Origin of the sequence: Streptomyces sp. P9-A4, from assembly GCF_036634195.1 — a bacterium.
Classification (GTDB): Bacteria; Actinomycetota; Actinomycetes; order Streptomycetales; family Streptomycetaceae; genus Streptomyces.
On sequence record NZ_JAZIFY010000001.1, the window covers coordinates 4,785,266 to 4,809,001 of the forward strand.

Genomic DNA, 23,736 nt, shown 5'->3' on the forward strand with positions numbered 1-23,736 from the left:
CGAGAGTGCCGTGATGGAAGGGGTTCGGATCGAGCCGCACAAGGACGGTGGGGACGCTGGTGTCGAAACGCTGACTGCGCGGCACGGCATGCCCTTCATCTCGGGTGCCCCAACTGGGCGATCAAATCCTCTAATGGACTACTGATCGGAGGGAAGCCGAGTTCACGGTCGGCTCATTAGGAATACTTTCGGAGTATCAGATTGACGGAGCGTCAAAAGGCGTACGAAGTGAGGGAGTGGCCATGGGAGCTGCACACCGGAGAACGGCGAGAGCGTGGCTGGGGGTGTTCACCGCCGGTCTTCTCGCCTCGGGTTCAGTCGTGCTGTCGTCCCCCGCGCACGCCGCCGAGTCCGTCACGGCGGGCGATCCCGGGCCGTCGCTCTCCGGCGCCATGGGCGCCTTCCTCGATTCGGGCGCGCTCGGGGTCGCCCGTATCGAGGCCCTCCAGCAGTGGCTCGGTGGCCGCGAGCTCCGCGTCGGCCACACCTACCTTCCCGGCGACCTCTGGAAGAACATCGAGGGACCCCCCGGCTTCCTCGACGCCTGGGCGGACTGGCGCAACGAGAAGTCCGACCGCATGTTCGTCCTCAACGTGCCCATGCTGGAGCGCAACGAGGCCGGGGTCTCCGACGCCGAGGTCCGCCGGCAGCTCCGGCTCGGCGCCTCCGGCTACTACGACCACCACTTCAGGACCCTCGCCCGCCGCCTCGTCGGGCTCCGGGCCGCCGACACCGTCGTCGCCCTCGGCTGGGAGATGAACGGCACCACCTACACCCACCGGTGCGGGCCCGACCCCACCGCGTGGAAGAAGTACTGGAACCGGATCGTCGCCGCGATGCGGTCGGTACCCGGCCAGAGGTTCCGCTTCGACTTCAATCCGAGCCGGGGGCTCGACGCCGTTCCGTGGACCGAGTGCTACCCGGGTGACGACGTCGTCGACATCATCGGGATGGACTCGTACGACCAGCCCTCGGGTTCGCGTTTCGACCAGCACGTCAGTGAGCCGTACGGGCTCCAGAAGCAGGTCGATTTCGCCGCCGAGCACGGAAAGCAGATCTCCTATCCCGAATGGGGTCTCTTCCGGAACGGGGACAACCCCGAATACGTGCGGCGCATGCTCGAATGGATGAAGCTGCACAAGCCGCTCTACCACACGATCACCGATTACTGCCCGCACGGCGTCTGGCAGTGCGACGACAATCCCCGGTCTTCGGCGACGTTCCGCCAGATGCTGTACGGCACGGAACCGGAAGTCCCGACACAGCCGACGGATCCGACCGACCCGACGTGGCCGACGTGGCCGACGGACCCCACGTGGCCGACGGATCCGACATGGCCGACGGACCCGACGGACCCGACGGTTCCGGAACCGAAGCCTGAGCCGAAGCCGGAACCGAAGCCTGAGCCGAAGCCGGAACCCAAGCCTGAGCCGAAGCCGGAACCGAAGCCGGAACCGAAGCCGGAGCCGAAGCCCGAGCCGAAGCCGGAACCGAAGCCGGAGCCGAAGCCCGAGCCGAAGCCGGAGCCGAAGCCCGAGCCGAAGCCGGAGCCGAAGCCCGAGCCGAAGCCGGAGCCGAAGCCCGAGCCGAAGCCGGAGCCGAAGCCCGAGCCGAAGCCGGAGCCGAAGCCGGAGCCGAAGCCGGAACCGAAGCCGGAGCCGAAGCCGGAACCCAAGCCGGAACCCAAGCCCAAGCCCTCCTGCTGGACCGTGAACCTCGGTTCATGGGTCGAGAGTTGGATCGGCGGGCCGGTCTGCGTCCCCAAGGACTCCTGGAAGGACAAGGTCGACCTCGACTGGAAGGGCGCGCTGAAGGGCGTCTGGCCCTTCTGACCGGTCCGTACCGGTGGTCGTGCGCGGAGGCGGCGGAACTCATCCGTCGCCGCCGCGCGGCGTCCGCCCCGGCAGCCGGCCGAGCGCCCGCCCCACCCAGGGGCGCTCGCGCGCCTGCCGGGCGGCCCAGCGGCGCGCGTCGGCGGCGCCCGCGCGCAGCCACAGCAGCGGGGCCGTACCGCGCCCGGTGAGCATCAGCCGCTGGTTGCCCACCGTCTCGGGCCGCCAGTGGTGCTTGTACGCCTCGGTGCCCCGCAGCATGCTCAGCGTGGCCCGCCCGCCCGCGCTGGTCTCCCCGGCGCCGTGCCGCAGCAGCATCGTCGCCACGTCGACCTTGCGGGCGCGCAGCGCGGGATCGGCGCCGTACAGATAGCCGCCCGCGAGCCGGGGGGACATCAAGGTCAGGTCGGCGGCCACCACGTCCCCGGCGAGCCGGAACTCCGTGACCATCGCGTCCCCGCGCTCCACCATCGGACGCACGGCACGGGTGAGGTGCTGGGCGAAGCGTTCGCTCGTGTGTTCGGCGGTCACCCCCCTTCCCTGCCACTGGAGTTGATGGAGCCTCAGGAGCCGGTCGAGCGCGGCGGGCACCTCCGCCCCGCTGACGACCTGCGCGTCGATCCCGAGGGCGTCCAGCTTCCGCAGCTTGGCCCGGACCCGCTGCGCCTTCCCGGAGGGGATGCGTTCGAGGAGCCCCTCCATGGGTACGGCGGGCAGCTCCAGGCACAGCGAGTCGGGCAGCCGCCTGCGCGGGCCCCGCCAGTGGGCGAGGACCTGCTCGATGGCCGCCCCCGGCCGTACCTCCCGCAGGTCGATCACCGCGCCCCGGGCGGCCCTGGCGATGCCCCGGGCCAGCGCGGGCGCCGCCTCCGGGCAGTCGTCGTCGACGAGCACGTCCGTGAAGTCGGTGATCGTGCCGCCGAGCTGGGTGAGGACGGGCAGCGGCCCCCGGGCCCGCATCAGGGGCGCGGCGGCGACGAGCGCGCCGTCGGCGCCCCGTACGAGCACCACCCGCAGCGCTCCGGGCCTGCCGTACGAGAGCCACCAGGAGTGCAGCCAGGCGTGGGACTGGAAGGGGGTGGCGGTGGAGCAGCGCCCGTACAGCGCCGTCCACTCGGCCGCCAGGCGCCCGAACGCGTCCTCGTCACGGCAGATCCCGGTGCTCAGCGATCTCGGGGTCACACCGCCTCCGGCTGGTGCGCGGCGGTGGCCGGGGCGGGCACGGCGGCGGGGGCGGACCCGGCCGGGGCGGCCGTCTGCCGGGAGTGGCGGGCCTCGCCGCGCGAGGCGGCGCGCTTCGGGCGGACCAGCAGGGCGAGACCGCCGAGGAGGCCGCCCGCGCAGGCGCCGACGAGCGCGGAGAGCGGCGCCGAGGGGGAGACGGGGGCGATCGGCTTCGTGGCCCGGGAGAACTGGACGACCTTCACGCCCGTGCTGCCCGCGACGTGCGAGCTGTTGAGGACGAGCGCGCGGGCCACCCCGTCGGCCATCGACACGGCCTTCGAGGGCTGTTCCGCCTGGGCGGTGATGGAGATCATCGGCGCGTCCGGGGAGGTCTCCGCCCGCACGCTCCGGCGCAGGGTGTCGGCGGTGACCCCGGCCCACACCTGGGCGTCGCCGGTCACCGCGATGTCGGTGGCGACCCGCCCGTACGCCTGCGCGAAGCCCAGCGCTGCCGCCGGGTCGGACTTCTCGGCCGGTACGACGATGACATAGCTGGTCGCCGCGTACTGCGGGGTCTTGAGGGCCCCGTATCCCCCGCCGAGCGCCGCCCCGGCGAGGACGGCGGCGGGCAGGACCGCCCAGCGGCCGGGCCTGCGCAGGGCGGCGGGGAGGGAGGTGCGGGGTGGGGTGGTGTTCATCGGTCGGGCTCTCTCAGTTCGCGGGGGAGGGGATGCCGTGGACGGCCTGGTCGTAGAGGGACATCAACTGGCCGGCGCTGTGCGCGATGTCGTAGCGGCGGGCCGCCGCCGGCAGCGGGAGGCGGGCGAGCCGGGCGTCCCGGATGCCGCGCAGCGCGGAGACCAGCTCGGGCACGGACCCGCCGATCCGGCGCGCGCCCGGGGCGGCGTCCGGTGCCAGGTCGTCGATCGCCGGGCAGGCCACGTACAGCACGGGCAGTCCGGCGGCGAGGGCCTCGACGACGGCGAGCCCGAAGGTCTCGTCGGGGGAGGTGGACACGAACACGTCCATGGCGGCGAGCAGTTCCGGCAGTGAAGGGCCCGTGGAGGAGGCGGTCGGCGGGTCCTCGCAGGCGCCGGTCAGCAGCACCCGGTCGGCGGCCCCGCAGGCGCGGGCCGTCCGCAGCAGTTCCTCGCGCCGCTCGCCCTCGCCGACGAGCAGCAGCCGGGCCTCCGGGACCTCGGCCACCGCCCGGACGAGCCGGTCGAAGCGCTTCCCCGGCGTCAGCCGCCCCACCCCGCCCACGACATGGGCGTCCTCGGGGAGCCCGAGGGCCTCGCGGGTGCGGCGGCGGGCGCGGGCGTCGAAGGTGAAGCGGTCCGTCTCGATGCCGTTGGGGACGACCCGGATGCGCTCGGCGGGCACCCCCCAGTCGGCGAGCCGGCGCGCCACGCTGGGCGAGACGGCGACCGTGGAGGTGCCGAGCCGCTCGGACGCCAGATACAGGGCGCGGGTCCCCGCGGAGAGCGGACGGCCCTCGATCTGCGTCTCGCCGAGGGAGTGCTCGGTGGCGATGACCCGCCGCACCCCGGCCAGCCGGGCCGCCGTCCTGCCGTACACGCACGCCCGGTACAGATGGGTGTGTACGAGGTCGTAGCGGCCCTGCCGGACGATCCGCGCGAGCCGCGGCAGCGCGCCGAGGTCGCGGTTCCCGGTCATGCCCAGATGGGTGACGGGGGTGCCGTCCGCCTCGATGCCCGCGGCGACGGCCCCGGGGTTGGTCAGGGTGACCACGTCGCTCCGCACCGGCAGGTGCCGCAGCAGCAGCCGCAGCTGCTGCTCGGCGCCGCCGATGCCGAGCCCGGTGATGACGTGCAGGACCTTCACGGCGCACCGACCACGGCGGGGCCGTACGGCGCGGGCGTCAGATCGGCGGGGTGGCGGCGGCGCAGGGGGTGCAGGACGCGCTTGGCGGTGAGTCGCCAGGGGGTGTCGTCCTCGCCGATGTGGACCCGGGGCAGGGCGTACGCGCCAGTGTGCGGGCCCGGGTCGATCGCGCAGGCGTAGCGGTAGCCGGCCTTGCGCACGGCGCGGATCACGCGCGCGTCGACCTGCCCGTAGGGATAGCAGAAGCCGTCCACGGGGCCGCCGGTCATCTCCTCCAGGAGTTCGCGGCTGCGCCCGGTCTCGGCGGCGAGCGCCGCGTCGTCCGCCTCGGTGAGCGGGACGTGGGTGAGCCCGTGCGAGCCGATCTCCATACCGGCGTCGGCGATCCGCAGGATGCCGTCCTCGGTGAGCAGCGACTTGCGCGGCCCGTCCGTGTCCCAGCCGTTCTCCCCGCCGAGCCGCCCCGGCAGGACGTACACCGTCGCCGTGAAGCCGTGCCGGCGCAGCAGCGGCAGCGCCGAGTCGACGAAGTCCGCGTACCCGTCGTCGAAGGTCAGGCCCACGAGCCCCCGGGCGCGCCCCTCGGCGGTGGCGGCGAGCAGTTCCCGCACCGAGACCCCGCGCAGTCCCCGGTCGGCCATCCAGTGCAGTTGCCGGGCGAAGCGCACCGGGGAGACGGTCACCCGGTACGGGTCGTCAGCGGTGTCCGTGATCGAGTGGTACATCGCCACCCACAGGGGCGGTTTCACCCACAGGGGCGGCTTCGGCAGCAGACGGCGCAGCGCGGTGGCGGCGGGCATGGGCGGTCCTCCGGTAGGCGGAGCGGGGCAGGGGTGGAATCTCGGGCGCCTTGGCGGCGCAGGCGATGAAGAGCAGGAAGACACCGATGACGACCAGGCCCGCGACGGTGACGGCGAGGAAGGCGGGGCCGATCGCGATCGAGCAGAGCCAGCCGGCGCCGGTGGCCCAGGCGCCCGCCGTGGCGAGCCGCAGCAGACCCTTGCCGAGCCGGTCGACGTGCACCGGGACGGACTGGCGGCGCGCGCCGCGCAGCAGCAGCACCGCGGCGACGGTGATGCCGAGGGCGTTGGCGGCGGCGATGCCGACGGCGCCCCAGTGGTCGGCGGCGGGAACACCGGCGGCGGCCGTGGTGGCGAGCCCGGCGGCCATGGCGGCGGCCGGGTACCAGAGCGGCCGGGCGGCGGAGAAGTAGCAGCGGACGAGGGCGCCGACCATGGTCTGGCCGAGCAGGCCGAGGGCGTACACCCGCATGACGGCGGCGGTCGCCACCGTGTCGGCGCGTCCGAACTCGCCCCGCTCGAAAAGCAGTTCGACGATACGGGGGGCGGCGGCGATCACCGTCGACGCGCCGACGAGCACGACGACGGCGGCCAGCAGCAGATCCCGCTCGACCCGGCGGCGGGCCGTCTCCGTGTCGCCCGCGGCGAGCGCGCGGGCCACCATCGGGAAGCTGACCGTGCACAGCATCAGCGAGAGGATCATCGGCATCTGCGCGACCTTCTGCGCGTAGTTCAGATGCGAGATGGCACCGGCGGGCAGCGGCGAGGCGAGGAAGCGCTCGATCAGGGTCTGCGACTGGCGGCAGAGCGAGAAGGCGACGACGGGCGCGATGAGCCCGAGGACCAGGACGCGGCCCTCGCCCACGCTGCCGCCGGACGCGGGCGCCTCGGGCTCGCGCATCGGCAGCGGACGGGCGCGCAGCTCGCGCAGCAGCGAGGGCAGTTGTACGAGCACCATCAGGACCCCGCCGACCGCGACCCCGGCGGCGGCGGAGCGCACCCCCAGCGGTTCGCGCAGCACGAGGACGGTGCCGATGATGCCCGCGTTGTACGCCACGTAGATCGCGGCCGGCGGCAGGAAGCGGCCGTGCGCGCGCAGCGCCGCCGAGCAGTAGCCGACCAGCGAGAAGGTCAGCACACAGGTGCCGGTCAGCCGCGTGCAGTCGACTGCGAGCGCCGGATCGGGCAGCCCGGGCGCGAGGACCGGGACGAGCAGCGGGGCGGCGGCGACGAGGAGCGCGGAGACGACACCGAGGACGAGGACGATCCGGGGGAGCGTGCCGCGCACCAGGGCCCGCACCGGGTCGCCGAACGGGCTGTGCGCACGGCGGGCCAGCGCCCGGGAGAACGCGGGCACCAGGATCAGCGCCATGGCGTCCTCGATGAGCAGCGTCGAGGCGAACTCGGGGACCGTCCACGCCACCAGGAACGCGTCGGTCTCGGCCCCGGCGCCGAAGTACCCGGCCAGGATCTGGTCCCGTACGAGCCCGAGCAGCGCCCCGACGGCGGTGAGCCCGGCGGTCACGGCGGCGGCCCTGGCGAGGAACCCGCGCCCCTCGGCCGCCCCGGCACGGGCGGGCCGCACGCGCGCGTGGGCGCGGCGGCCGGGAGGACGGGAGGCGGCGGGCGGGGACGGGGGAGCGCCCGCGGTTCCCGAAGGTGTACGGGTATCGGTCGCGCACCCCGAAGACGTACGGGTTTCGGTCGCGCGGAGTTCGCGTACGGCCGCTCCCGCCCCCGACCCCGGCAGCACGACGGCCTCCGGGGTCCACGGGGAGTCCGTGGGGCCCGGAGGCGCGGTCGGCCAGGGGTCGGTGAGCGGGGTGCCGCAGGGCGGGCGGGCCGGGGGGCGCGGTTCGCCCGCCCGCGGCGCGTCCGTGGGCTCCGGCTCCCCGGCCCACGGGTCACGCACGCCTGACCTCCGCCGGCGCCCACCAGGCCGCGAGGCCCAGCACGACGGACATGAGGACCGTCGAGGGGCCGCCGATGTCCGCGTAGAAGAAGTCGATGAGCTGCCAGACGAGCAGGCCCGTGGCGACGAGCGCGCAGTCCGCGCCGAGACGGCGCCGCCGCAGCGCGCCGACCAGCAGCGCCACCCAGCTGCCCGCGAGGGCCAGCAGCCCGAACAGGCCCTGCTCGCTCAGCACCAGGAGGTACATGTTGTGCGGGGACAGCAGCGGCTGCCGCTGGAAGGCGGCGCCCGCGCCCGCCGTGTCGCTGCCGGAGGACAGCGCGAGCGAGGCGTTCGAGTCGCGGTAGGCGGGGAAGCCCTTGAGGCCGACGCCCGTGACCGGCTCCGCCCGCCACATCCGCCCGGCTGCCGCCCACATCGTGTACCGGTCGGTGACCGACTGGTCCGGCGCCGCCGCCACCTGCGTGATGCTGGTGACCCGCTCCTTCACCATCGACGAACCGATGCCGAGACCGCCGACCAGGACCACCCCGAGCGCACCGGCGGCCAGCGCCACGCGGGCCGCCCGCCGGGGCCCCGACAGCAGCAGCTGCAGGCCGCAGGCGAGGACGGTCGCGATCCACGCGCCCCGGCTGAAGGAGAGGACCAGCGGCACGAAGAGCAGTGCCGCGCAGCCGAGGGCCGCCGTCCGCGTCCGGCCCGGCCCGCTGCCGAGCGCGATGCCGGTGACGACGACGAGGCCGTACGCCACGACGGTCGCCATGCCCATCACGTCGGTGGGCCCGAAGGTGCCGACGGCCCGGATGTCCTCGCCCTGGTAGGAGGCGCCGGTACCGGTCAGATACTGGCCGACGCCGACCGCGCCCTGGAGCAGCGCGAGTCCGACCAGGCCCCAGGCGACCACCGCGAAGTCCCGCCGGTCGCGGATCATCAGCAGGACGGCCGCCGGGACGAGGACGAAGATCTGCAGGTAGCGGGCGACGCCCGGCAGGCTCGCCGCCGGGTCGTTCGAGGTGATCGCGGCCAGGCAGATCCCGAGGACCGGCAGGCCGAGGACGACGGCGGCCGTCCGGGTCAGCGGCCGGGCGCCGCCGCGCAGCACCCGGACCAGACAGATGAGGACCAGCAGTCCGGAGGCCGCGTCGGCGACCGTTCCCGTACCACCGGTGCCGCCCTGGGCTCCGCCCCCGCCGGGGACGAGCAGGAGCGCGACCACGGCCAGGACCGGGGAGAGCGCCCCGGCCCGGCGGGCCCAGTCGCGTACGTCGTCCGGGGCGAGCACCGGCCCGGTCACGGCCGTGGCCATCCTCAGCTCCCCGCGGGTCGGACGAGCCCGGCCGCCGTACGCAGCAGGATGCAGACGTCCTGCCAGAGCGACCAGTGGTCGATGTAGTGGTTGTCGAAGCGGCAGCGGTCCTCGATCGAGGTGTCGCCGCGCAGCCCGTGCACCTGCGCCAGACCGGTCAGGCCCACGGGCATCCGGTGGCGGGCCGCGTAGCCGGCGTGGATCTTGCTGAACTGGGCGACGAAGTAAGGGCGTTCGGGCCGGGGCCCGACCAGGCTCATGTCACCGCGCAGCACGTTCCACAGCTGCGGGAGCTCGTCGAGCGAGGTCTTCCGCAGGAAGTTCCCGGCCGCGCTCATCCGCCGGTCGCCCGCCACGTTCCAGCGGGTCGCCGACTCGGTGTCGTCGGAGGGGCGCAGCGTACGGAACTTCAGCAGCGTGAAGTGCCGCCCGTGCTGGCCGACCCGCTCCTGCCGGAACAGGACACCGGGGCCGTCGGAGAGGCGTACGGCGAGCGCGCAGAGCAGCAGCACCGGCAGCGCGAGCGCCAGCGCGGGCGCGGTGAACACGAGGTCGAGGGCGCGCTTGGCGGTCCGCCCGCGCCGCTGCTCCAGCGGGACGATCCGGTGCCAGGCGTGGCCCCACATGTGCTCGCCCATCGGCCCGTCCTGGTGCCGTCCGCCGACCTGCCAGGTGGTGCAGCCGTAGTTCTGGAAGAGGGTCACGAGCCCCGGGTCGTCGTCGAGGAACACCGCGTCGCGCACGGTGTTCTGGATGACGGCCCGGTGGATCTCCTCGGTCGTGGCGAGCACCGGGAGCCCGGCCTCCCCGCCCGGCCGGGGAGCGCCGCCCTGCTCGGGCACGCCGACGATGCCGACCGGCCGCATCCCGTACTCCGGGTGCTGGACGGCCGAGGCGGCGAACCGGCGCGCGGCCCCCGCGCCGCCGACGACGAGCGCCGAGCGCGGGTGGGCCCGTGCGATCCGGCGGCGCCGGGCGAGCAGCACGGCCCTGACCAGGACCGCGACGCCGACATGGGCGCCGTAGGCGGCGCAGAGCCGCAGCGGCCCGATGGCCAGGTCGGGGGAGTACGCGGCCGCTCCGGCCGCAGCCAGGCACCAGACGACGCCGGCCCGGGAGGCGAGGGCGGGCAGTTCGTCGAGGGCCCGGGTGCGCGCGGCGGGCCGGTAGAGCCCGGCGTGCCCGTCGAGGACCAGGACGAGCGCCAGGACCGGCAGCAGCAGCCGGGCGTCGTGGTGGGCCGCGCCGAGGAATGTGGCGCCGGTGAGGACGGCCAGACCGTCGACGGCCGCGAGCGGGGCCACGCCGGAGCGTGGCCGGACGCGGCGGTGGCGCGGCAGCGCGAGCCGGTCGGTCGTGCCGCGGGGCGGCGCGAGGGAGGCGAGGCCGAAGGCCTGGCCCGCCGTGGGCCAGGGGCCCGGCGAGGAGGGGACGCTGGTGCTTTCCGTGGTCACTGCGCAATCGGCTCTCTGTGCTCGGTGCCCCGCACTCCGGTCAGTTCGCGGTAGACGTCCGCGACGGCAGCGCCGGTGCGCCGGACATCGAATCTGCTGAGTACGTGTTCGTGGGCCTCGCGGCCCAGGCGGTGCCGCAGCTCCGGCCGGCCGAGGAGGCGGCCGAGAGCGGTGGCGAGCGCGGCCGGGTCCTCGGGCGGGACCAGGCACTGGGGTTCATGGGCGGGCGGCAGGCTCTCGCGGGCCCCGTCGACATCGCTGACGACGACCGGCCGGCCGGCCGCCATGGCCTCCAGGGGCGCGAGCGCCATGCCCTCCCAGCGGGACGGCAGGACGACCACATCGGCGGCCCGGTACCAGGGGGCGGTGTCGTCGACGGCCCCGGTGAAGCGCACCGAGGGGCCGGCGGCCGCGCGCAGCCGCTCGCCGTCGGGTCCTTCGCCGACGAGGACGAGCCTGGCCGTGGGCACTTCGGCGAGTACGGCGGGCCAGGCGGCGAGCAGCACGTCCTGTCCCTTCTGGCGGCAGAGCCGGCCCACGCAGACGACGGTGGGCGCGGGATTGCCGGGCGGCCCGTCGGTCGCGAACCGGGCGACGTCCACACCGTTGTGCACGACGGACCAGGCCGCCGTGACGCCGGCGGCCTCGCCGGTACGCCGCTCGGCGTCGCTCACGCAGAGGATCCGGTGCGCCCAGCGGGCGCCGAACCGCTCCCAGCGGCGGGCGAGCGCGGCGGTCGTTCCCTCGACCGCCTCGAACGACCAGGCGTGCGGCTGGTACACCGTCGGAATCCGTCCCCGCAGGGCGAGTCGGGCGCAGAGCCCGGCCTTGGCGCTGTGCGCGTGGACGAGTCCTGGCCGGACCGTACGGATCAGCCGGGCCAGGTCCCCGGTCTCGCGGACGAGGCCGGGCCCGGGGTTCCGGCCGGCCCGCCAGGCGTGGGTCTCGGCGCCCTCGGCGCGGACGGCGGCGGACAGGCGGGTGCCGGGCGGGCAGGCGACGGCGACCCGGAGGCCGGCGGCTCGCTGGGCGCGGACCAGGTCGACGACGACGCGGGCGACCCCGCCGTCGCCGGGCTGGACCGCGTGCAGGACGGTGACGGACGCGGGGTCCGCTTCTCGTGGAGGCTGCACGTCAGCGCCGGACGTCCGCCTGGAAGAAGAGCGCGCCGAGCCAGACGGTGTCCTTCCGGCTGCCGAACCGGAGGTGGACACGGTCGGCCCCATCGCGCAGTGCCCTCCGCAGATCGAAGACGTCGGAGTCGTACCCCATGGTGTTCGTACGATCGGGAAAACGGACCGTACGGGCGGCGCCGAATTCGGTGATGCTGGAGTTCATCACGTCGTCCGCGGAATTGGCGGAATCGGCGAGCCGGGTGCTCTTCGTGCGGCTCGTGCGTACCGCCAGGTAATCACCGGAAGTACCGCGGTCGCCGTCATAGGCGATCACTCCGAGCCGCCCGGCGGCGGCCTTGCCGTAACGGTTCGCGTCGAGCGGGACGCGCAACTCGCCGGTCTTGGGACCGACCGTTTCGAATCCGTCCCAGACACCGATCCTGCGCAGCGGTTCCGAAGCCTTCTCGTACGCGGCGACCAGCGTCCAGCCGCCCCAGCCGCCGCCCTTCGAGCGGCCCATGGCGACATTCACCTGGGCGACGGTCCACTGGCCCGGACGGGCGGAGCGGACCAGGTCGGTGACGTCGGCGGAGGCCTGGAAGGCGTCGGCGCCGTCGGCCGCGCGGTGGCCGATGAGGGTGTCGGCGAGCAGGGCTTTGTACCGTCCGCCGGGCTCGGCGATCAGCACCCGCCCGTTGTCCTTGGGGGGCTTCTGCTCGCCCACCCGCAGGTTGCCGCCCCAGTAGAGACGGGCCCAGCTGACCCGGGCGCCCGCCGGCACGGCGAGCTCGGCACGGCTGGAGTTGTACGTGTTGGGGTCGTCGTCCACGTCGACGTACGCGATCGTGGCGCCGTCGTTGACCGACTCGGTGCCCTTCGCGCCCCGGGCCGAGGAGTTGGCGGCGCGCACGACCCCACCGTGCTGCACGGCCTGGTAGCGGGCGGCGAAGGGGACGCGGCTCGCCTCCCGGGGACGGGGGGCCGCGGCGGAGGCGACCGGCAGCGCGGCGGACAACGCCGCACACGACAGGGCGCACAACACGCTGCGACGCACAGCAAGAACCGCTGAATTCCGCATACAGGTTCTCCGCTTTGATGAGAGAAGGAAGGGAAGACCCGAGAACGCCGGGAGAGAGGAAGGTGTCGTCCGCACGAAATGGGTGAACGCGCGGCGGGCCCGGAAGCAACGTTCGGGAACGTTATAACCCCGGCGCGGGGCGATAGTAAGCATTAGATGCCTGGAAACGCTAACTCCCGTATCTGCGAGGCCGGTTCCTCGTTGAGCGTGTTGCGCCATTCCGCGCCCAGTCCCTCCGGCGGCCCTCTTATGGCCCAAAGATCGGTTGAACGTCACCCGTTCGGGAGAGCAACCGATGAAAAGTCGGGGCGTTGTTGAGGGGGTCGGGCCGAACAGTCCGCGCAGTCCGCGTTGAATTTCGATCGAGGAGCACTTCCCCATGTCCCGTATCGCCAAGGCCGTTGTCATGACCGTGGGTGCCGCCGCCGCGGTCGCCGGTGCCGCCGGTGCCGCCGCCGCCGACGCCGGTGCCGAGGCCGCGGCCGTGAAGTCCCCCGGCGTCGGCTCCGGCAACGTCGTCCAGGTCCCGGTGCACATCCCGGTCAACCTCTGCGGCAACACGGTCAGCGTGATCGGTCTGCTGAACCCGGCCTTCGGCAACACCTGCGTCAACGCCTGATCTGGCACGCCTGATCGGTCCTTCCGAAGCCGGTGCGCCCCCCATGGGGTGGGCGCACCGGCTTTCTCCTTGCCGGGACTGGTGGGGTACTCGTTCGGGTGCACCGTCGTGCGCCGTTCGGTGCAACGGCGTACGCCCCTTCGGGGGGCAGGGCGGGAGGGTGGATTCACTCGAACGGGTGTGTGGCGCTCCGTAGTTCCCCGATCGCGGAGGGCTATACCCGCAGGCACCGTGAGGGAGCGGTTGTCCGACGCGTAAGGAAAAGGAACACATATGCGCCCCCGGGCTGCCCGCCGTCTCACCCAAGATCGCGGCAGCGGTCGACAAGGCCAGGGCGACCGCCCGGGCCGCCCCGCTGCCGGTCGGCAAGTCGCGGTCGGCAAATAGCACCGGTCCGCATCGATCGGGTGCAGTGTCGAGAAATCCTTGCTCCCGGAGTTTCCGGGGAGCGCACCTCTCGTTACAGAAGCAGAACGAAGCGCGGGATTCGGTCAAGAAGCCTGTGCTGTACGTGACTTGAAGTGCAGAGGAAGGACTCTCCCCATGAAGCCCACCAAGGTCGCCGCGATCTTCGCCGGTTCGCTGATGGCGCTGGGTGCCGCCGCGCCCGCCATGGCCACGGAGGCGCTCACCCCCACCAGCCTCAACGGTGGCCTGGAGGCGATCGCCGCCAACGGGCTGAAGTCGGACGTGCTGAGCAGCACCACGGACGGTTCGCCCGTGAAGACCGTCACGGACGCCACCACCCAGCTGAACAAGACCACCAAGGGCGCCCCGCTGCTCGGTGGCCTCCCGGTCCCCGGCGGCCTGCCGCTGGGCGGCTGACGTTCCCTCAGCGCAACGGCCCTTCCGGGCACTTACGGCGCCTTTCGGGTGACCGTTCCTCACGGTCGGCTGATCGAATGATTTTCTGATCAGCTGCCGTGTTGCCCCCGCGATGGCGGGTGCGCGCGCCCGTACCCTCTGGCCAGTCCCACGCGAACGTCTGCGTGGAACAGGCCGGTCGGAGCGAGGGGGGATCCTCGCCGGCCTCTCCCTTTCTCCAGAGGAAGAGCGGTATGCGGTCCATCATCAGCAGGAAAGTACTCACCGCGGCGGCAGCGACGGGCATCCTGTCGCTGAGTGGCGGATTCGCCCTGGCCGCGAACTCCCACCCGGCCACGGGCGACGGTCCCGGCTCCGCTTCCGCTGGTCACGCGCAGGCCCAGCTGCCCGCGGACGTCTGCGGCAAGGGCATGGACCTCGGCGAGTTCGTCGCCGCCGCCGTCGGCGACCTCTGCGCCCACGAGGAGGAACCCGGCGGTTACGGCGACGAACCGGGTGAACCGACGACGCCGCCGACGCACCCGCCGACAACGCCTCCCACGCACCCGCCGACGCACCCGCCGACAACGCCTCCCACGCACCCGCCGACGCACCCGCCGACGACGCCTCCGACGCACCCGCCGACGACGCCTCCGACGCACCCGCCGACGACGCCTCCGACGCACCCGCCGACGACGCCTCCGACGCACCCGCCGACGACGCCTCCGACGCACCCGCCGACGACGCCTCCGACGCACCCGCCGACGACGCCTCCGACGCACCCGCCGACGCACCCGCCGACGACGCCTCCGACGCACCCGCCGACGACGCCTCCGACGCACCCGCCGACGACGCCTCCGACGCACCCGCCGACGACGCCTCCCACGCACCCGCCGACGCACCCGCCGACCACGCCGCCCACGACGCCTCCGACGACGCCTCCCACCACGCCTCCGACCCCCACGCCCAGCGTCCCCGGGCACCCGCACCTCCCCGACACCGGTAGCGACCCCGCGCTCTGGGGCGCGGCGGCGATCAGTGCCGCGCTGATCATCGGCGGCACCGTCGTCCGCCTCCGCGGCGGCCGGGTCGCCCGCCGCCACTGACCTCGTACGGCCCCGGCCGACGAAGCGTCAACCGAGGCCCTCGCCGTCACCGGTGAGGGCCTCGCCCGTTGCTGCACACGGGGGAGTTCCGCGACGTTCCCCCGAAGGTCTCGTTGTCAGAACATGAATCTGCGCTCTCACGCCGGCATGGGACTCCTCATGACCGCACTTGCCTCCGCCGCCCTGGCCTCCCCGGCCGCGGCCGTCGAGGCGCCGGTGATCATCCCCCTCCAGGGCCTCGATCCGGTGCTTCCGATGGATGTCCCCACGGTGGCCACCGGCGTCCCGGTGCCGATGCCCGGCGCGCCGACCGGTTTCCAGAAGGGCGTCGGCTCGCTGCCCGACGTCGCGCTGCCCAGCGTGCCGCTCACCGGCACCCTTCCCGCGACGGTGGTCGACGCCCCGCTGCCCGAGCTCCTGAGGGGCAGCGAGCCCGGCCACGCCCTGTTCGCCACCCCGCACTCGGAGATGGCGGCGGCCACCCCGGGCGCCGTCCTCGGCAACCCGGTGACCGCGCCCACGGGCAACGGCCTCGCCGCACTGCCGGACCTCGCGAAGCCCCGGGTCGGTCTGCTCCCCCCGATGGTCAGCGGCGCCCTGGACTCCCAGCTCGGCCTGGCCCCCGAGGCGCACTGACCCCGACGGGAGTCATTCGGTCATTTGTGCTGATCGGAACCGGGCGAGTGAAGACGCGTTTCTTCCCCGCCACCCCAAGGGATTTCGTTCGTTGCACGGGAAGGCTTGTCGCATGGCCGCGGCCCGCGGTCCGACGTCGCCCCGCCGTATCCGGCGGCGGGGGCGAACTCGGACCGCGGGCCATTCTTTTCGGGTTTTCCTCTTCTCTTTCGGCCCAATGCCCGTGACCCGCCCGCCCGCCCGGCGTTGAACGGGTTCGACGGCCGTGATCCCTGCGGTCGCTTTCCACGTCCAAGGAGTTTTTGATGTCTCGCATCGCGAAGGCTGCCGCTGTTCTCGCCGGCACGGGTGCCGTTGCCCTCAGCGGAGCCGGCCTGGCCGTCGCCGACTCGGGCGCCGAGGCCGTCGCCGCTCACTCGCCCGGTGTCGCCTCCGGCAACGTCGTCCAGGTCCCGGTCCACGTTCCGGTCAACCTCTGCGGCAACACCGTCAACGTGATCGGTCTGCTGAACCCGGCCTTCGGCAACACCTGCGTCAACGCCGACGGTGGCCACGACAAGGGTGACGGCGGCTACGGCGGCTGATCCCCCGCATCACACGTGTCCCCCCGGCCCGTCGGGCCGGGGGGACACGTGCGTCCGGAGCCGGACGTCAGGCGTACCGGTAGATCCGGCTGTGGTCGAGCACCGACGCCGGGGTCACCCCGAAGGGCGCCATCGGCTGGTGCCGGGACACGACCTTGCGGTACTGGGAGTCGCCCAGCGGCGGCGGCTCGGCGGGGAGGTACGCGGCCCCCGGATTGCGCTGCTGCCACCGCGACCACACCAGGTCGACGAAGGAGTGGTGCAGCCAGAACACCGGGTCGTTCACGGAGCCGCCGCCCAGCATCAGACCGCCGACCCAGCGGTGCACCCGGTTGTGGACGCGGAACCGCTCGTTGCCCCGGCCCGGCGCCCAGCCTTCGAGGCGGTTGCGGAAGCCGGAGGCGCTCGTCGAGTTCCACGGGGCCGTGTCGTACACCCGCTCCCGCATCACCTCGTCGAGCTGGGCCGGGGTGGGGAGCGCGATCGGGTCGCGGGGGCGGCCGAAGTCCCTGGTCAGGAAGCGGTCCTCGGTCATCGCCTCGGTGATGTCCCAGCGTCCGGAGGAGTGCGCGAAGGGCCCGGTCATCACCTGGAGGTCGGCGCGCCGGCCGTTGCCGCCGAGGAAGTCCTCGCGCCAGAGGGAGGACGCCGGGGTGTTGTCGCGGGTCCAGTCCCAGTACGGCACGGAGACCGTCGGGTCGAGCCGGCGCAGGGCCGTCTCGAAGTCCAGCAGGAACTTCCGGTGCCAGGGCAGGAAACTCGGCGTCATATGGGCGACGCGGAGCCGCCCCTCGCCGTCCGCGGTGTAGTGGTCGATGTGGGTGCGGACGAATCGGTCGTACGCGCCGGTGCGCTTCAGCTCCAGGACGGCGGCGACGAACTTGCGCCGCTCGGCGGCCGTCAGATCGCGCTGGTTCTTACGCGTGTACACCACGCGGGCTCCCTCCCGTCGGGTCGGCGTGGACACCGTGGGCGCCGGCGAGCGGGGAGAGCGGGGCCGCACCCAGCTCGTCCACGGCCGCGCGGGTGGCGGCCAGCGGTGTCGGACACGACTCGTAGTGGTCGATCGGGGTGACGTAGCCGCCGTCGGCACAGCGCATCAGATGCAGCGGCCGGCCGTCGACGAGGGCCGTCGGTGTGCCCTCGGGGCCGGAGAAGCCGAGGATGCGGCGGCCCCGGTACATCTCGTCGAAGGCGTGGGGGTCACGGGGACCCTCCGCGCGGTTCCCGGACGGCGGCCGGGACGTGACGCGGCCGAGCGCGCCCCCCGTGAAAGCGGTGACGGCCACGGCGAAGAGGGACCGCAGTGCGACGCGGCGCGGGACGATCATGGGTGATCTCCTCGGGGTCGGCTGGGGGTTCCCCCGCCGCAGGCAGGGAGAGCCCTCAGGGCACAACGATGGAACCCCGGGTTCGTTGCGGCGGAAATGCCGGCGGTGTGAATGTCGGCCGTTCGAGTGAAAGCAGCGCGGGGAAAAGGTGGTTGGAGCATTAGCATCCGGATTCATGACCACTTCCAACGTCGTTTCCTCGGCGCGCAGCGCCTCTCCGCTGGGAACTCTCACGGTGATTCCGTGGTCCAGCGAGCCCTCCGCCGAATCGGCCGGTACGCCTTTCCTCATGGCGTACTCGCTCGGCGACGGCCGGGACGGGCCGGAGGCCGGTCAGCAGGCCATGCGGGCGGCCCTGGAATCCATGGGCCTGTCCGTCGGCGACCGGCTCTTCGACCTGGGCAAGGACGCCGGGATCCACGCCTCCCTGCTCGTCGAGGGCGGCTCCGCCGTCCTGACCCTGCCCTTCCTCAAGGTGCAGTGCCCGGTGCCCGACGAGTGGCAGACGGCCGCCCGCGAGGCCGAGCGGGGGGTCTACCTCATCTGCTCCGTGCGGCCCTGGCCCGAGGGCGTCCCCGGGCAGCCCGTCGACGAGGAGCGGCTGCGGGCCTTCGTCTCCGACGAGGAGATGCTCGCGGACAGTGCCCACGTCCTGCTGCCGGTCCGCCGCCTCCAGGGCTGAGGGCGGGAACCGAGCGGGAAGGGAGCGCGGCATGGCGACGGTGAACGTACGCGACGGGGTGCCCGGGCAGCGGCAGGAGGACGGGTCCGTACGGGAGGACGCCGGGCCGGTCGGCGCGAGCCGGGCCTTCGCCTGGATGCTGATGATCACCGGGGCGGCGGGCGTGCTGTCCGGCTGGGTGATCACCATCGACAAGTTCCTCCTGCTGGAGGACCCCGGCTTCCAGCCCGGGTGCAGCCTCAACCCGGTGGTCTCCTGCGGCAACATCATGAAGAGCGAGCAGGCGGCGGTGTTCGGCTTCCCGAACCCGATGCTCGGCCTCGTCACGTACGCCGTCGTCGTCGCCCTCGGGGCCGGGCTGCTCGCCGGCGCCCGCTACCGCGGCTGGCTCTGGCTCGGCCTCAACGCCGGGACGGTCTTCGGTGTCGGCTTCTGCACCTGGCTGATGTACCAGTCGCTGTACGAGATCAACTCGCTCTGCCTCTGGTGCTGTCTGGCCTGGGTCGCCACCATCGTCATGTTCTGGTACGTGACCGCGCACAACGTCCGCACCGGGCTGATCCCCGCGCCGGCGGGACTGCGGACCTTCTTCGGCGAGTTCGCCTTCGCCCCGCCCGTCCTGCACATCGGGATCATCGGGATGCTGATCCTGACCCGCTGGTGGGACTTCTGGACCGGCTGAGGTGACGCGCCTCCTCTCCTGGCCGCGGGCCGCACTCGCCGTGCTGCTCGCGGCCGTTCTGGTGTTCCTGCTGGTCCCCGACCGGATCGCGCCCGGCGACCGGCACACCGGCGGCGCCAGGACCGAACCGGAGCCGCAGCCGCTGCCCGGTGTCCCCTCGGGGTTCTTCACCGGATCCGACGAGGCCGGGGTGCGCCGGATCGCGGGGGCGCAGGCCTGGCTCGGCGGGGATTCCCTGACCGTCGGGCACACCTATCTGCCGGGTGACCGCTGGTCCAACATCGAGGGCCATCCCGCGCTCTTCGCGCCCTGGGCGCGGTGGAAGCGGGAGCGGCCCGGACGGCTCTTCGTGCTGAACGTGCCGCTGCTCGACCGCAGCGAGGAGGGGCCGACGGACGCCGAGGTGCGGACGGGGCTGCGCGGCGGCGCGGCGGGCGGCTTCGACCGGCACTTCCGGGTCCTGGGGGAGCGGCTCGTGCAGTACGGCCTCGGGGACGCGGTCCTGGTGCTCGGCTGGGAGATGAACGGCACCACGTACAGCCATCGCTGCGGACCGGACCCGGTGGCCTGGAAGGCGTACTGGCGGCGGGTGGTCGGGGTGCTGCGGGGGGTGCACGGGCAGCGGTTCCGCTTCGACTTCACGCCGAGCCGGGGGCGGGACGCCGTGGCGTGGCCGCTCTGCTACCCCGGGGACGATGTCGTCGACATCATCGGGATGGACGCGTACGACCAGCCCGCGGGGCTCTCCTTCGAGGAACAGGTGACGGAGGAGTACGGGCTCGAACACCATGTGCGCTTCGCGGCGGCGCACGGCAAGCCGGTCTCGTACCCGGAGTGGGGGCTGTTCAGGAACGGCGACAACCCGGCGTACGTACGGGGGATGCTCGACTGGTTCGCGGCCCATCGGCCGGCGTACCAGACGGTCACCGACTACTGCCCGCACGGAGTGTGGGGGTGCGCCGACAATCCGGAGTCGGCGCGGGTGCTCAGGAGGGCGCTGGGGCCGCCGGCCGGCCCGTGAGGGCCGGGTCCGCGCGGCTCAGGCGTGCCGGTAGGCGACCAGGGAGATGCCGACGTAATGGACGATGAACGCGGCCAGGGTCAGCGAGTGGAAGACCTCGTGGAAGCCGAACCAGCGCGGTGAGGGGTTCGGGCGCTTGATGCCGTAGATGACGCCGCCCGCGCTGTAGAGCAGTCCGCCGACGACGACGAGGACCAGGACGGCGATGCCGCCGGTCCGCATGAAGTCCGGCAGGAAGAAGACGGCGGCCCAGCCCATCGCGATGTAGCAGGGCGTGTACAGCCAGCGAGGGGCGCCGACCCAGAACACCCGGAAGGCGATGCCGGCGGTGGCCGCCGCCCAGACCGCCCACATGAGCGGCTTCGCGGTGGAGTCGGGGAGCAGGAGCAGGGTGAGCGGGGTGTAGGTGCCCGCGATGATCAGGAAGATGTTGGCGTGGTCGAGGCGCCGGAGCACGGCCTCGCCGCGCGGGCCCCAGTCGCCGCGGTGGTAGAGCGCGCTGATGCCGAAGAGCAGGCAGGCGGTCAGTACGTAGATCCCGCAGGCGATGCGGGCGCGGGGCGAGTCGGAGAGGGCGACGAGGACGAGGCCCGCGACGACCACGGCGGGGAACATGCCCGCGTGCAGCCACCCTCTGAGCCGGGGTTTCGGCGGGAGCGACGGGGTTTCATCGACCGGGGGCGGGGTCACTTCCGGCGTGGCTGCAGTCATGGAAACGAATCGTACCTACGCCCCCGTAGGTCGTGGATATGAGTGGCGATGCTCACGTGTGCACCCCCCTGGACATATGGGCGTTTCCGTCGGATGATCAAATGAGTGCGGTCGGCACCGGATGAGCAGCTACGAAGCGTCCGGGTCGCGGCCCCCACGGGGCACACACCAAAAAACCCCTCTACAAGGAGCAATCGTGGCGCGCGACAACGCGGCTCCCCAGACCCTTCCGACCCAGCACCAGGGCCTCGTCTCCTGGGTGAACGAGATCGCCGAGATCACCCAGCCGGACAGCATCGTCTGGTGCGACGGCTCCGAGGCCGAGTACGAGCGCCTGTGCGAGGAGCTCGTCGCCAAGGGCACCTTCAAGAAGCTCGACCCGGCCAAGCGCCCCAACTCGTACTACGCCGCCTCCGACCCGTCCGACGTCGCGCGCGTCGAGGACCGGACCTTCATCTGCTCCGAGAAGGAGGAGGACGCGGGCCCGACCAACCACTGGAAGGCCCCGGCCGAGATGAAGGAGCTCTTCGCGGGGGAGAAGGGCATCTTCCGCGGCTCCATGCGTGGCCGCACCATGTACGTCGTGCCCTTCTGCATGGGCCCGGTCGGCTCCCCGCTCTCCGCCATCGGCGTCGAGATCACCGACTCCGCGTACGTCGCCGTCTCCATGCGCACCATGACCCGCATGGGACAGGCCGTCCTCGACGAGCTCGGCACCGACGGCTTCTTCGTCAAGGCCGTCCACACCCTCGGCGCCCCGCTGGCCGAGGGCGAGGCCGACGTGCCGTGGCCCTGCAACACCACCAAGTACATCTCGCACTTCCCCGAGAGCCGCGAGATCTGGTCGTACGGCTCCGGCTACGGCGGCAACGCCCTGCTCGGCAAGAAGTGCTACGCGCTCCGCATCGCCTCCGTCATGGCCCGTGACGAGGGCTGGCTCGCCGAGCACATGCTGATCCTCAAGCTGACCCCGCCGCAGGGTGAGGCGAAGTACGTCGCCGCCGCCTTCCCGTCGGCGTGTGGCAAGACCAACCTGGCCATGCTGGAGCCCACGATCTCCGGCTGGACCGTCGAGACCATCGGCGACGACATCGCCTGGATGCGCTTCGGCGAGGACGGCCGCCTCTACGCGATCAACCCCGAGGCCGGCTTCTTCGGCGTCGCGCCCGGCACCGGCGAGCACACCAACGCCAACGCCATGAAGACCATGTGGGGCAACTCCGTCTTCACCAACGTCGCCCTCACGGACGACGGCGACGTGTGGTGGGAGGGGATGACCGAGACGGCCCCCGCGCACCTCACGGACTGGAAGGGCAACGACTGGACGCCCGCGTCCGAGACGCCCGCCGCGCACCCCAACGCCCGCTTCACCGTGCCGGCCGGGCAGTGCCCGATCATCGCGCCGGAGTGGGAGGACCCGAAGGGCGTGCCGATCTCGGCGATCCTCTTCGGTGGCCGCCGCGCCTCCGCCGTCCCGCTGGTCACCGAGTCCTTCGACTGGAACCACGGCGTCTTCCTCGGTGCGAACGTCGCCTCCGAGAAGACCGCCGCCGCCGAGGGCAAGGTCGGCGAGCTGCGCCGCGACCCCTTCGCCATGCTGCCGTTCTGCGGCTACAACATGGGCGACTACATGGCCCACTGGGTCAAGGTGGGCGCTCAGGCGGACGCCGCGAAGCTGCCGAAGATCTACTACGTGAACTGGTTCCGCAAGAACGACGCGGGCAAGTTCGTGTGGCCCGGCTTCGGCGAGAACAGCCGCGTCCTGAAGTGGATCGTCGAGCGCCTCGACGGCAAGGCCGAGGGCGTCGAGACCCCGATCGGCATCCTGCCGACCGCCGAGTCCCTCGACACCGACGGCCTGGACCTGCCGGCCGAGGACCTGGAGTTCCTCCTCAAGGTGGACCGTGACGTGTGGCGCGAAGAGGCCGCCCTCGTCCCCGACCACCTGAACACCTTCGGCGACCACACGCCGAAGGAGCTGTGGGACCAGTACCGCGCGCTCGTCGAGCGCCTGGGCTGATCCCGCACCGCAGACTCGTGGTGGGTTGCCCCGACATTCCGCCCTGACCAGTGGGGTCACGACGGCCCACCACGACGCATCCGGCCCCCGGAGCCCCCTCAGGCTCCGGGGGCCGGCGCATGTCCGCCGACGTCTGCGGTCACAGGACCGGCTGGCCGGCCTCCACGGTCGCGATCGCCCGGCGGCAGGCGTCGCGGAACTTCACGAACTCGCCGTTCCAGGTGCTCGCCCGGCCGCCGCGGCTGTCGGGGTCCGTGAAGAGGCTCTTGCGCAGCTCGGTGGTGAGCTCCAGCTGACCGCCCTTGCCGAGCATCGTCCGGTTGCACGGGTTGGCGGGGTGGTCGCCGTTGAACTCGGTGAGCCGGGACGCCCATGCGGGGGCCAGCGAGTCGATCGCGGGGAAGCCGGCCGCGTTCAGTTCCTTCACCAGTTCCTGCCGGAGGGTGGCGTTGAGCCCGCCGACGACCGCCACCCGGCGGTCGCCGGTCGGCGGGTAGGAAGTGGTGGGCAGCGCCAGCTGGTCGAAGGTGCAGCCGTGCAGGCTGAGCACGTTGAGATGGCTCGCCGCCGTCGACACGGCGACGTGGTCGTCGCAGTTCTTCGAGGTGACGTGCAGCGCCTTGTTGCCGGAGGACAGCAGCCCCTCGAACATCCAGTAGTCGTGCACGCCCGGGAGGACCGGGGCGCCCGCGGGGTCGCTCGGGCTGTAGCCGGCGATCCCCAGGCAGAGTTCGCTGGTGCCGATCTCGATGCCGCCGCCGTGCAGCGCGAGGATCGCGGTGCGCCGGACGGGGGCGACGGTGGTCATCGAGGAGTCGAACTGCTCGTGGCGCCGGGACCTGCGGCTGAACGTGGTGCCCTCCTGGCCCGCCAGTTCCTGGTAGAGCGCGGTGTTGGAGGCGTACTCGACGTCCGCCGCGTAGGCGGGGGCGGCGGTGGCGAGCTGGGCGAGGAGCGGGCCGCCCGCCGTGGCCGCCGCCGCCAGGGCGGTCAGGACGGTACGGCGGGACGCGAAACGATCCGGAGATGTCATG

23 protein-coding genes are annotated in these 23,736 nt (G+C 72.9%); 9 read left to right on the top strand and 14 right to left on the bottom strand.

Annotated elements, in window-relative coordinates:
• Positions 1-242: 242 nt before the first annotated feature.
• Complete coding sequence (locus V4Y03_RS21735; RefSeq protein WP_332435985.1) at positions 243-1,832, top strand: glycoside hydrolase family 26 protein; 1,590 nt, start codon at positions 243-245, stop codon at positions 1,830-1,832.
• Positions 1,833-1,871: 39 nt separating this feature from the next.
• Here the strand turns inward: V4Y03_RS21735 and V4Y03_RS21740 are convergent, their stop codons facing one another.
• The 9 genes from V4Y03_RS21740 to V4Y03_RS21780 all read right to left on the bottom strand — a co-directional run bounded on the left by V4Y03_RS21740 (position 1,872) and on the right by V4Y03_RS21780 (position 12,506).
• Positions 1,872-3,014 carry a GNAT family N-acetyltransferase gene (locus V4Y03_RS21740; protein WP_332435986.1) on the bottom strand — a complete coding sequence of 381 codons (1,143 nt, stop codon included), beginning with the start codon at positions 3,012-3,014 and terminating at the stop codon, positions 1,872-1,874.
• Positions 3,011-3,694, bottom strand: coding sequence for a lipopolysaccharide biosynthesis protein (locus tag V4Y03_RS21745; protein WP_332435988.1), 684 nt, complete (start codon positions 3,692-3,694; stop codon positions 3,011-3,013). The genes V4Y03_RS21740 and V4Y03_RS21745 overlap by 4 nt, the downstream gene beginning before the upstream one ends.
• 13 nt (positions 3,695-3,707) lie before the next feature.
• Entirely contained in the window at positions 3,708-4,841 is a 1,134-nt protein-coding gene (locus V4Y03_RS21750; RefSeq protein WP_332435990.1) for a glycosyltransferase, read from the bottom strand.
• Positions 4,838-5,641 (bottom strand): polysaccharide deacetylase family protein, encoded by an 804-nt coding sequence (locus tag V4Y03_RS21755; RefSeq protein WP_317879027.1) that lies wholly within the window; start codon positions 5,639-5,641, stop codon positions 4,838-4,840. The genes V4Y03_RS21750 and V4Y03_RS21755 overlap by 4 nt, the downstream gene beginning before the upstream one ends.
• Complete coding sequence (gene murJ, locus V4Y03_RS21760; protein ID WP_332437241.1) at positions 5,538-7,226, bottom strand: murein biosynthesis integral membrane protein MurJ; 1,689 nt, start codon at positions 7,224-7,226, stop codon at positions 5,538-5,540. The genes V4Y03_RS21755 and murJ overlap by 104 nt, the downstream gene beginning before the upstream one ends.
• A 319-nt stretch (positions 7,227-7,545) precedes the next feature.
• The gene (locus V4Y03_RS21765; RefSeq protein WP_332435991.1) at positions 7,546-8,859 is read right to left on the bottom strand and encodes an O-antigen ligase family protein; all 1,314 of its coding nucleotides are present in this window, start codon (positions 8,857-8,859) and stop codon (positions 7,546-7,548) included.
• Between the two features lie 2 nt (positions 8,860-8,861).
• Entirely contained in the window at positions 8,862-10,313 is a 1,452-nt protein-coding gene (locus tag V4Y03_RS21770) for an exopolysaccharide biosynthesis polyprenyl glycosylphosphotransferase (protein WP_332435992.1), read from the bottom strand.
• A complete protein-coding gene (locus V4Y03_RS21775; protein WP_332435994.1) occupies positions 10,310-11,446 on the bottom strand; it encodes a glycosyltransferase in 1,137 nt (378 codons plus the stop codon). Before V4Y03_RS21775 ends, V4Y03_RS21770 begins: the two co-directional genes overlap by 4 nt.
• A gap of 1 nt (position 11,447) precedes the next feature.
• Positions 11,448-12,506: a DUF3344 domain-containing protein gene (locus tag V4Y03_RS21780; RefSeq protein ID WP_332435996.1), complete on the bottom strand. Its 1,059-nt coding sequence runs from the start codon at positions 12,504-12,506 to the stop codon at positions 11,448-11,450.
• 379 nt (positions 12,507-12,885) lie between these two features.
• Here V4Y03_RS21780 and V4Y03_RS21785 point away from each other — a divergent pair, with 379 nt between their 5' ends.
• The gene (locus tag V4Y03_RS21785; protein ID WP_317878697.1) at positions 12,886-13,125 is read left to right on the top strand and encodes a chaplin; all 240 of its coding nucleotides are present in this window, start codon (positions 12,886-12,888) and stop codon (positions 13,123-13,125) included.
• A gap of 543 nt (positions 13,126-13,668) precedes the next feature.
• Positions 13,669-13,950, top strand: coding sequence for a hypothetical protein (locus tag V4Y03_RS21790; RefSeq protein WP_332435998.1), 282 nt, complete (start codon positions 13,669-13,671; stop codon positions 13,948-13,950).
• 478 nt (positions 13,951-14,428) lie between these two features.
• Here the strand turns inward: V4Y03_RS21790 and V4Y03_RS21795 are convergent, their stop codons facing one another.
• Positions 14,429-14,983 (bottom strand): hypothetical protein, encoded by a 555-nt coding sequence (locus V4Y03_RS21795; RefSeq protein WP_332435999.1) that lies wholly within the window; start codon positions 14,981-14,983, stop codon positions 14,429-14,431.
• A 211-nt stretch (positions 14,984-15,194) separates the two neighbouring features.
• On the opposite strand from V4Y03_RS21795, the gene V4Y03_RS21800 reads away from it, so the two are divergent.
• Together V4Y03_RS21800 and V4Y03_RS21805 are read left to right on the top strand one after the other, a co-directional pair.
• Entirely contained in the window at positions 15,195-15,671 is a 477-nt protein-coding gene (locus tag V4Y03_RS21800; RefSeq protein ID WP_332436000.1) for a hypothetical protein, read from the top strand.
• A 305-nt stretch (positions 15,672-15,976) separates the two neighbouring features.
• Complete coding sequence (locus V4Y03_RS21805; RefSeq protein WP_317875688.1) at positions 15,977-16,255, top strand: chaplin; 279 nt, start codon at positions 15,977-15,979, stop codon at positions 16,253-16,255.
• Between the two features lie 67 nt (positions 16,256-16,322).
• On the opposite strand, the gene V4Y03_RS21810 is transcribed toward V4Y03_RS21805, so the two are convergent.
• Both V4Y03_RS21810 and V4Y03_RS21815 read right to left on the bottom strand, forming a co-directional pair.
• Positions 16,323-17,189, bottom strand: a complete 867-nt coding sequence (locus tag V4Y03_RS21810) for a tyrosinase family protein (protein ID WP_332436002.1) — start codon at positions 17,187-17,189, stop codon at positions 16,323-16,325.
• A complete protein-coding gene (locus V4Y03_RS21815) occupies positions 17,173-17,586 on the bottom strand; it encodes a tyrosinase family oxidase copper chaperone (protein ID WP_332436003.1) in 414 nt (137 codons plus the stop codon). The genes V4Y03_RS21810 and V4Y03_RS21815 overlap by 17 nt, the downstream gene beginning before the upstream one ends.
• Before the next feature lie 175 nt (positions 17,587-17,761).
• Between V4Y03_RS21815 and V4Y03_RS21820 the strand changes: the two genes are divergently transcribed.
• The 3 genes from V4Y03_RS21820 to V4Y03_RS21830 are packed head-to-tail and all read left to right on the top strand — an operon-like array spanning position 17,762 to position 19,971.
• Entirely contained in the window at positions 17,762-18,268 is a 507-nt protein-coding gene (locus V4Y03_RS21820) for a DUF5949 family protein (RefSeq protein ID WP_317875691.1), read from the top strand.
• 31 nt (positions 18,269-18,299) lie between these two features.
• Entirely contained in the window at positions 18,300-18,950 is a 651-nt protein-coding gene (locus tag V4Y03_RS21825) for a vitamin K epoxide reductase family protein (RefSeq protein ID WP_317875692.1), read from the top strand.
• Position 18,951: 1 nt separating this feature from the next.
• Positions 18,952-19,971 carry a glycoside hydrolase family 26 protein gene (locus V4Y03_RS21830; protein WP_332436004.1) on the top strand — a complete coding sequence of 340 codons (1,020 nt, stop codon included), beginning with the start codon at positions 18,952-18,954 and terminating at the stop codon, positions 19,969-19,971.
• An 18-nt stretch (positions 19,972-19,989) separates the two neighbouring features.
• On the opposite strand, the gene trhA is transcribed toward V4Y03_RS21830, so the two are convergent.
• Positions 19,990-20,682: a PAQR family membrane homeostasis protein TrhA gene (gene trhA / locus V4Y03_RS21835; RefSeq protein ID WP_317875694.1), complete on the bottom strand. Its 693-nt coding sequence runs from the start codon at positions 20,680-20,682 to the stop codon at positions 19,990-19,992.
• A 196-nt stretch (positions 20,683-20,878) separates the two neighbouring features.
• Between trhA and V4Y03_RS21840 the strand changes: the two genes are divergently transcribed.
• Positions 20,879-22,702, top strand: a complete 1,824-nt coding sequence (locus V4Y03_RS21840; protein WP_332436006.1) for a phosphoenolpyruvate carboxykinase (GTP) — start codon at positions 20,879-20,881, stop codon at positions 22,700-22,702.
• Between the two features lie 139 nt (positions 22,703-22,841).
• Here V4Y03_RS21840 and V4Y03_RS21845 read toward each other — a convergent pair whose 3' ends face one another.
• Positions 22,842-23,735 (bottom strand): poly-gamma-glutamate hydrolase family protein, encoded by an 894-nt coding sequence (locus tag V4Y03_RS21845; protein WP_332436007.1) that lies wholly within the window; start codon positions 23,733-23,735, stop codon positions 22,842-22,844.
• Position 23,736 lies beyond the last annotated feature (1 nt).